Genomic DNA, 9,100 nt, shown 5'->3' on the forward strand with positions numbered 1-9,100 from the left:
CCGCGTCGACGTCCCGTGCGGGTGGGACGGCCGCCGCCGATCGGCGCTCCGCGCCTCGTCCTCGAATCCCCCCCCCGGGCGGGCCGGAGAGGTCCCGCGGGGCAGCTGGTGCCGAGCACGTGCAGATGGGGGCGGGTGGGTGGGAGAAAGCCTGTCCGGCGCTTGAGGACGAGGCGCGCAGCGCCGATCGGGGGCGACCCTTTCGGGGCTGAAGGTGCCGGGCTGTCCGCCAGGCCGGAGGAGGTTCGGGCGGGTGGGTGGGAGATAGCCCGTCCGGCGTTCGAGGACGAGGTGCGGAGCGGTGATCGGCGTGGGGGCATCCGGGCCCGCCCTGACATTCCGGTGCGCCAGGGCTCCCCACTACGCCGAGTCGGACAACCCCCGGGAGAATGCCGCGCCCCTAACGTGGGAGCCGTACCCCCGAAGACGAACGAACCTCCGCGGAAGGGCCGGGATTCTCATGACTTCCATCCACGCCTTCTGGCTCGCCGGTCGCCAGACCACCGGTGAGACCACGCTCGACGTCACCTCGCCCTGGGACGGGCGCCTCGTCGGCAAGGCGGCCGTGCCCACCGACGCGCAGGTGGAGGAGGCCGTCGCGGCCGCCTACGCCGTGCGTGACGAGTTCGCCGCGACCCCGGCGCACGTCCGCGCCGCCGCGCTCGACCACGTGAGCCGCCGCCTCGTCGAGCGCACCGAGGAGATCGCGCAGCTGATCTCGGCGGAGAACGGCAAGCCGATCAAGTGGGCGCGCGGCGAGGTCGGCCGTGCCGTCTCCGTGTTCCGGTTCGCCGCCGAGGAGGCCCGCCGCTTCAACGGCGGCGAGGCCCAGCGCCTGGACACGGACGCCGGCGGCCAGGGCCGTCTCGCCTTCACGCGCCGCTTCTCCAAGGGCGTCGTCCTCGGCATCGCGCCGTTCAACTTCCCGCTGAACCTGTGCGCCCACAAGATCGCCCCGGCCATCGCCGTCGGCACGCCGATCATCCTGAAGCCCGCCCCGGCGACCCCGCTGTCCGGGCTGCTCATCGGCGAGCTGCTGGCCGAGACCGAGCTGCCCGCGGGCTCCTGGTCGGTGCTGCCGGTCGCCAACGAGAAGATGCCCGCCCTCGTCCAGGACGAGCGGCTTCCGGTCATCTCCTTCACCGGCTCCGACAAGGTCGGCTACGCGATCATGGACTCGGTGCCGCGCAAGCACTGCACCCTGGAGCTGGGCGGCAACGGCGCCGCCGTCGTCCTCGGCGACTTCTCCACCGAGGCCGACCTCGACTGGGTCGCCGCCCGCGTCGCGACCTTCTCGAACTACCAGGGCGGTCAGTCCTGCATCTCCGTGCAGCGGGTCATCGCTGACGCGTCGGTGTACGACCGGCTCCTGCCGAAGATCGTCGAGGCGGTCGGCGGCCAGGTCACGGGCGACCCGTCCGACCCGAAGACCGACGTCGGCCCGCTCGTCAACGAGGACGCCGCCAAGCGGGTGGAGTCCTGGGTCGACGAGGCCGTCCAGGCCGGCGCCCAGCTCCTGACCGGCGGCAAGCGCGACGGCGCCACCTACGCGCCGACCGTCCTCGCCGACGTACCGGCCGACGTCACGATCGCCTGCGAGGAGGTCTTCGGCCCCGTCATGACGGTGACGAAGGTCGACGGCGAGCAGGCCGCGTACGACGCCGTCAACGACTCCAAGTACGGCCTGCAGGCGGGCGTGTTCACCCACGACCTGCAGACCGCCTTCCGCGCCCACCGCGCCCTGGAGGTCGGCGGTGTCGTCATCGGCGACGCGCCCTCCTACCGCGCGGACCAGATGCCGTACGGCGGCGTGAAGCAGTCCGGCGTCGGCCGCGAGGGCGTCCGCTTCGCCATGGACGACTACACGTACGAGCGCGTGATGGTCCTGACGGGCATCGAGCTCTAGTCGCACCGGGGACAGAACGGCCGGAGCCCGCTGTGCGGGGGCTCCGGCCGTTTCCGTTGCCGGCGGGTGGCGTTCGCTGCGCGAAGGCTGGTGACAATGCCCGGAATCGGGTACCAACGATCCAGTAGCACCGGTGAGTAACCATCCGATCCCCTGATCCCGACTCGCGGCGAGGTGAGCCTCTTGTCCGCACCACACTCCACAGAGCCCAAAGTCACCGAACGCGAGGCCCGGCAGGTCGCCGAGGCCGCCCGTGAACAGGACTGGCGCAAGCCCAGCTTCGCCAAGGAGCTGTTCCTGGGGCGTTTCCGGCTGGACCTGATCCACCCGCATCCGCTGCCCGCCGACGAGGCGGTCCAGCGGGGCGAGGAGTTCCTGGCCAAGCTGCGCGACTTCTGTGAGACGAAGATCGACTCGGCGCGCATCGAGCGGGAGGCCCTGATCCCGGACGAGGTGATCAACGGCCTCAAGGAACTCGGCGCGCTCGGCATGAAGATCGACACCAAGTACGGCGGCCTCGGCCTCACGCAGGTGTACTACAACAAGGCCCTCGCCCTCGTCGGCTCCGCCAACCCCGCGATCGGCGCGCTCCTGTCGGCCCATCAGTCGATCGGCGTACCCCAGCCCCTGAAGCTGTTCGGCACCCAGGAGCAGCGGGACGAGTTCCTGCCGCGCTGCGCCCGCACGGACATTTCCGCGTTTTTGCTGACCGAGCCGGACGTGGGCTCCGACCCGGCCCGCCTCGCCACCGCCGCCGTCCCCGACGGCGACGACTACGTCCTGGACGGCGTGAAGCTGTGGACCACCAACGGCGTGGTCGCCGATCTGCTCGTGGTGATGGCGCGGGTGCCGAAGTCCGAGGGGCACAAGGGCGGGATCACGGCCTTCGTCGTCGAGGCCGCCTCCCCGGGCGTCACCGTCGAGAACCGCAACGCCTTCATGGGGCTGCGCGGCCTGGAGAACGGCGTCACCCGCTTCCACCAGGTGCGCGTCCCCGCCGCCCACCGCATCGGCCCCGAGGGCGCGGGCCTCAAGATCGCCCTCACCACCCTCAACACCGGCCGCCTCTCCCTGCCCGCGATGTGCGTCGGCGCGGGCAAGTGGTGCCTGAAGATCGCTCGCGAGTGGACGGCCGCGCGCGAGCAGTGGGGCAAGCCCGTCGCGTACCACGAGGCCGTCGGCTCGAAGATCTCCTTCATCGCCGCGACGACCTTCGCCCTGGAGGCCGTGCTCGACCTGTCCTCGCAGATGGCCGACGAGGACCGCAACGACATCCGCATCGAGGCCGCCCTCGCCAAGCTGTACGGCTCCGAGATGGCCTGCCTGATGGCCGACGAGCTGGTGCAGATCCGCGGCGGCCGCGGCTTCGAGACCGCGGAGTCCCTCGCCGCGCGCGGCGAGCGGGCCGTCCCCGCCGAGCAGGTCCTGCGCGACCTGCGCATCAACCGCATCTTCGAGGGCTCCACGGAAATCATGCACCTGTTGATCGCCCGCGAGGCCGTCGACGCCCACCTGAAGGTCGCGGGGGACCTGATCGATCCCGAGAAGACCCTCTCCGACAAGGCCCGCGCCGGGGCGGCCGCCGGTGTCTTCTACGCCCGCTGGCTGCCCAAGCTCGTCGCCGGTCCGGGTCAACTCCCGCGTACGTACGCCGACTTCCACCCGGCGGGGCACGCGGACCTGGCGGGCCATCTGCGGTTCGTCGAGCGCTCGGCCCGCAAGCTGGCGCGGTCCACGTTCTACGCCATGTCGCGCTGGCAGGGCCGGATGGAGACCAAGCAGGGCTTCCTCGGCCGGATCGTCGACATCGGCGCGGAGCTGTTCGCGATGAGCGCGGCCTGCGTACGCGCCGAACTCCTGCGCACCACCGAGGACCACGGCCGCGAGGCCTACCAGCTCGCCGACACCTTCTGCCGCCAGTCCCGCATCCGCGTCGACGAACTCTTCGGCCGCCTGTGGACCAACACCGACGACCAGGACCGCCGGGTCGTCAAGGGCGTCCTGTCGGGTACGTACACGTGGCTGGAGCAGGGCGTCATCGACACCAGCGGCGACGGGCCGTGGATCGCCGACGCGACGCCGGGACCGGCGCGCCGCGAGAACGTCCACCGGCCGATCCGCTGACGTCCTTCGCGGGGCGCCCGGTCCCAAGCGCCGGACGGGCTGGATGATGTGCGGCTGTATGTCAGCCCCTCCGGCGTTTGAGGAGCGGGGTCCGGTTTCGGGAAGGGGTGGGACTGGGGAGCCCCCGCGAGGGCCCGCGCCCGCACCACCCCGGCGCGAGCCGAGAGGCGCTGTCGGATCCGGGGGCCGGTGCGGCCACAATGGGGGCATGAGCGAAAGCCCTGCCCCCCTCGCCGATCCGCACCTCGTCTTCGACCCCGTCGTGACCGATGGACCGCGGAACATCGTCATCCTCGGCTCCACGGGTTCGATCGGCACCCAGGCCATCGACCTGGTGCTGCGCAACCCCGGCCGGTTCCGCGTCACGGCCCTGTCGGCCGCGGGCGGCCGCGTCGCGCTCCTCGCCGAGCAGGCCAGGAAGCTGCGGGTGCGGACCGTCGCCGTCGCCCGCGAGGACGTCGTACCGGCGCTGCGCGAGGCGCTGCGGGAGCAGTACGGCGCCGGGGAGCCGCTGCCGGAGATCGTCGCGGGCCCGGACGCGGCCACGCAAGTCGCCGCGTCCGACTCCGCCCACTGCCACACGGTCCTCAACGGCATCACCGGCTCCATCGGCCTCGCCCCCACCCTCGCCGCCCTGCAGGCGGGCCACACGCTCGCGCTCGCCAACAAGGAGTCGCTGATCGTCGGCGGCCCGTTGGTCAAGGCGCTCGCCAAGCCGGGCCAGATCATTCCCGTCGACTCCGAGCACGCCGCGCTGTTCCAGGGGCTCGCCGCGGGCACCCGCGCCGACGTCCGCAAGCTCCTCGTGACCGCGTCCGGCGGGCCCTTCCGGGGCCGGACCAAGGCCGATCTGGCGCACGTCACCCCCGAGGACGCGCTCGCGCACCCCACCTGGGCCATGGGCCCGGTCATCACGATCAACTCCGCGACCCTCGTCAACAAGGGCCTGGAGGTCATCGAGGCCCACCTGCTGTACGACATCCCCTTCGACCGCATCGAGGTCGTCGTGCACCCCCAGTCGTACGTGCACTCCATGGTCGAGTACGTCGACGGCTCCACGATCGTGCAGGCGACGCCGCCCGACATGAGCGGCCCCATCGCGATCGGGCTCGGCTGGCCCGAGCGGGTCCCGGACGCGGCCCCCGCTTTCGACTGGTCCAAGGCCTCGACCTGGGAGTTCTTCCCCCTCGACACCGAGGCGTTCCCGTCGGTCGGGCTCGCCCGGCACGTCGGGGAGCTCGCGGGCACGGCTCCGGCGGTGTTCAATGCCGCCAACGAGGAATGCGTGGACGCCTTCCTGGCGGGCGCGCTGCCCTTCAACGGCATCATGGAGACCGTGACCCAGGTCGTCGCCGAACACGGCACACCTCGGGTGGGAACCTCACTGACGGTGGCGGACGTCCTCGAAGCGGAGACCTGGGCGCGCGCCCGGGCCCGTGAACTGACGGCCACGACCACCTCGCCGGCGACGGCGGGGAACCAGACGACCGCGGAGGCTCGTGCATGACGACCTTGATGATGATCCTCGGCATAGTCGTCTTCGTGATCGGGCTGCTGTTCTCGATCGCCTGGCACGAGCTGGGCCACCTGTCGACCGCGAAGATGTTCGGCATCCGGGTGCCCCAGTACATGGTCGGCTTCGGCCCGACCCTGTTCTCGCGCAAGAAGGGCGACACCGAGTACGGCATCAAGGCGATCCCGCTCGGCGGCTACATCCGCATGATCGGCATGTTCCCGCCCGGTCCGGACGGCCGGATAGAGGCACGCTCCACGTCGCCCTGGCGCGGCATGATCGAGGACGCGCGCTCCGCCGCCTTCGAGGAGCTGAAGCCCGGCGACGAGAGCCGACTGTTCTACACGCGCAAGCCCTGGAAGCGCGTGATCGTGATGTTCGCCGGGCCTTTCATGAACCTGATCCTGGCCGTCGTGATCTTCCTCGGCGTGATGATGACCTTCGGCATCAGTACGCAGACGACGTCGGTCGGCAAGGTCTCCGACTGTGTCATCGAGGCCAGCCAGAACCGCAACTCCTGCGCCAAGGGCGACAAGCCCGCCCCCGCCAAGGCCGCGGGCCTGAAGGCGGGCGACAAGATCGTCGCCTTCCAGGGCAAGGACGTCGGCGACTGGTCGGCGCTGCAGTCGAAGATCCGCGAGACCGTCGGCCCCGCGACGCTCACCGTCGAGCGCGACGGCAAGCGCGTCGACCTGCACGCCAACCTGATCAAGAACCAGGTCAGCAAGACCGACGGCGACGGCGGCTACGTCGAGGGCAAGTACGTCTACGCCGGGTTCCTCGGCTTCACGCCCGCCTCCGGCATCGTCCAGCAGTCCTTCGGCCAGTCCGTCGACCGCATGGGCAACATGATGGAGAACGGCGTCGAGTCCATCGTGGCGCTGCCCTCGAAGATCCCCGACCTGTGGGACGCGGCCTTCGGCGACGGCGACCGCAAGCAGGACTCGCCCATGGGCGTCGTCGGCGCGGCCCGCGTCGGCGGTGAGGTGTTCACCCTGGACATCCCGCCGGAGAACCAGATCGCGATGATGCTGTTCCTGCTCGCCGGGTTCAACCTGTCGCTGTTCCTGTTCAACATGCTGCCGCTGCTGCCGCTGGACGGCGGGCACATCGCGGGTGCACTGTGGGAATCGCTGCGCCGCAACGTGGCGAAGGTGTTCCGGCGGCCGGACCCCGGCCCCTTCGACGTCGCGAAGCTGATGCCCGTCGCCTACGTCGTCGCCGGAATCTTCATCTGCTTCACCATTCTGGTGCTCATCGCGGATGTGGTTAACCCGGTGAGGATTTCCTAGACACGCGATGTTTGCGGCGGTCGGGCACCATGTGTGGCCGACCGCCCGCGTATGTGCGAGCCCGCCCACGCGTGGGTGGACACCGGGGCGGGATGTGCTTGAGCCCGGTGGGGTGCCGTAACCTCGAACCCGCGAATGAGCGATGTAGTAGCGAAGCCGCGATTCCGTGGCCGAGCCGCGAAGCCCGGTGCCCGCCGAACTCGGGACCTTGATCCACACCTTGGGGATGCACGCCAGATGACTGCCGTTTCTCTCGGAATCCCGTCCGTACCGACCAAGCTCGCCGACCGCCGGGTCAGCCGCAAGATCCAGGTCGGTTCGGTGGCTGTCGGCGGAGACGCGCCCGTGTCGGTGCAGTCGATGACGACGACGCGTACGTCGGACATCGGGGCGACGCTGCAGCAGATCGCGGAGCTCACGGCGTCCGGATGCCAGATCGTCCGGGTGGCGTGCCCCACGCAGGACGACGCCGACGCGCTCTCCACCATCGCCCGCAAGTCCCAGATCCCCGTGATCGCCGACATCCACTTCCAGCCGAAGTACGTGTTCGCGGCCATCGACGCCGGGTGCGCGGCGGTGCGCGTGAACCCCGGCAACATCAAGCAGTTCGACGACAAGGTCAAGGAGATCGCGCGGGCCGCGAACGACGCGGGTACGCCGATCCGCATCGGCGTCAACGCGGGCTCTCTGGACGCGCGCCTCCTGAAGAAGTACGGCAAGGCGACGCCCGAGGCGCTGGTCGAGTCGGCCCTCTGGGAGGCGTCCCTCTTCGAGGAGCACGGCTTCCGGGACATCAAGATCTCGGTGAAGCACAACGACCCGGTGGTGATGGTCAACGCCTACCGGCAGTTGGCCGCCGCCTGTGACTATCCGCTGCACCTGGGTGTGACGGAGGCCGGTCCGGCATTCCAGGGGACGATCAAGTCGGCCGTCGCGTTCGGCGCGCTGCTCTCCGAGGGCATCGGCGACACGATCCGCGTCTCCCTCTCCGCGCCCCCCGCGGAGGAGGTCAAGGTCGGCATGCAGATCCTGGAGTCCCTGAACCTCAAGCAGCGCCGCCTGGAGATCGTCTCCTGCCCCTCCTGCGGCCGCGCCCAGGTCGACGTCTACAAGCTCGCCGAAGAGGTCACCGCCGGCCTCGACGGCATGGAGGTCCCGCTCCGCGTCGCCGTCATGGGCTGCGTCGTCAACGGCCCCGGCGAGGCCCGCGAGGCCGACCTCGGCGTCGCCTCCGGCAACGGCAAGGGCCAGATCTTCGTCAAGGGCGAGGTCATCAAGACCGTCCCCGAATCCAAGATCGTCGAGACCCTCATCGAAGAGGCCCTGAAGATCGCCGAACAGATGGAGAAGGACGGCGTGATGTCGGGGGAGCCCGAGGTCTCGGTCAGCTAGTTCTGGCCCCTGGGCCTTGTATCTGTCTCGGGCCCCTGGGCCTTGTGCCTGTCTCTGGCCCCTGGGCCTTGTGCGGGGTGCCCTCCGGGCGGGTGGGGGCTTGGGCCTCGTCGGCGACTGCCCCGCCGTGCGCGGTCTCGCCGCTGGCGCGGCGGATTTCCCCACCCGCCCACCCGCCCACCCGTGACTGTGGGGCGTTGGGTGGGCCGGGGGTGGGTGCGGTGCCCCCGGGGCTGGCGGCTCGGGTGGATGCGTGGCCCGGGCGGGCTGCGGTTGGTTGGCGGCCGTCCCGCCGCGGGGGACCACCATGACTGCCCCGCCGTGCGCGGTCCCGCCGCTGGCGCGGCGGGGTTTCCCCCACCCGCTTTTCCCCCACCCGCTCACCTGCGGCTGTCGGGCGTGCTGTGGGCCGGGGGCTTACGGGTGATGTGGCGGCTGCCTGGTTGCCCGGCTTGGTGGTGCCGCTGGCGGGCCGGTTTCCCCGCTCACCCGTTCCGTCTGCCCCGGGTCTGACGGCTCCCTGGCCGGGGGCTGCATCGGCTGTCGTGAAGTTCCCCTCGGGGCCACGGTTTCCTGGCTGGGGCCGCACCGGCCTCCGTGCGGTCCCCCACCGGGTCCTGCAACTCCCTGGTGGGCGGCTGCCCCGGCTTTCCTGGTTCCCCCGCCCCGCAGCTCCCTGGCCGCGGAGGCTGCACCGGCTTCTCTGAGGTTCCCTGGGCCCCGCAGTTCCCTGGCCGGAGGCTGCACTGGTTTCTCTGAGGTTCCCCGGGTCCCGCAGTTCCCTGGCCGGGGCAGTCGTGGGGCTTCGTTGGGTTCCCGGCCCCGCGGCTCTCAGGCCGTAGGCTGCACTGGTTTCTCTGAGGTTCCCCGGGT

General features: G+C 70.8%; 5 protein-coding genes. All 5 read left to right on the forward strand.

The window, feature by feature from the left end; translation table 11 throughout:
• The first annotated feature begins 460 nt into the window (after positions 1–460).
• The 5 genes from IE274_RS34830 to ispG all read left to right on the forward strand — a co-directional run bounded on the left by IE274_RS34830 (position 461) and on the right by ispG (position 8,227).
• Entirely contained in the window at positions 461–1,906 is a 1,446-nt protein-coding gene (locus tag IE274_RS34830; RefSeq protein ID WP_190119936.1) for an aldehyde dehydrogenase family protein, read from the forward strand.
• A gap of 174 nt (positions 1,907–2,080) precedes the next feature.
• Positions 2,081–4,030 (forward strand): acyl-CoA dehydrogenase family protein, encoded by a 1,950-nt coding sequence (locus IE274_RS34835; RefSeq protein ID WP_372446980.1) that lies wholly within the window; start codon positions 2,081–2,083, stop codon positions 4,028–4,030.
• Positions 4,031–4,238: 208 nt separating this feature from the next.
• The gene (gene dxr / locus IE274_RS34840) at positions 4,239–5,537 is read left to right on the forward strand and encodes a 1-deoxy-D-xylulose-5-phosphate reductoisomerase (RefSeq protein ID WP_190119938.1); all 1,299 of its coding nucleotides are present in this window, start codon (positions 4,239–4,241) and stop codon (positions 5,535–5,537) included.
• Positions 5,534–6,835, forward strand: coding sequence for a M50 family metallopeptidase (locus tag IE274_RS34845; protein WP_190119939.1), 1,302 nt, complete (start codon positions 5,534–5,536; stop codon positions 6,833–6,835). The genes dxr and IE274_RS34845 overlap by 4 nt, the downstream gene beginning before the upstream one ends.
• A 237-nt stretch (positions 6,836–7,072) precedes the next feature.
• Entirely contained in the window at positions 7,073–8,227 is a 1,155-nt protein-coding gene (ispG, locus tag IE274_RS34850) for a flavodoxin-dependent (E)-4-hydroxy-3-methylbut-2-enyl-diphosphate synthase (protein ID WP_190119940.1), read from the forward strand.
• Positions 8,228–9,100: the final 873 nt, after the last annotated feature.

Origin of the sequence: Streptomyces flavofungini, assembly GCF_014650815.1 — a bacterium.
Taxonomy (GTDB): Bacteria; Actinomycetota; Actinomycetes; order Streptomycetales; family Streptomycetaceae; genus Streptomyces; species Streptomyces flavofungini.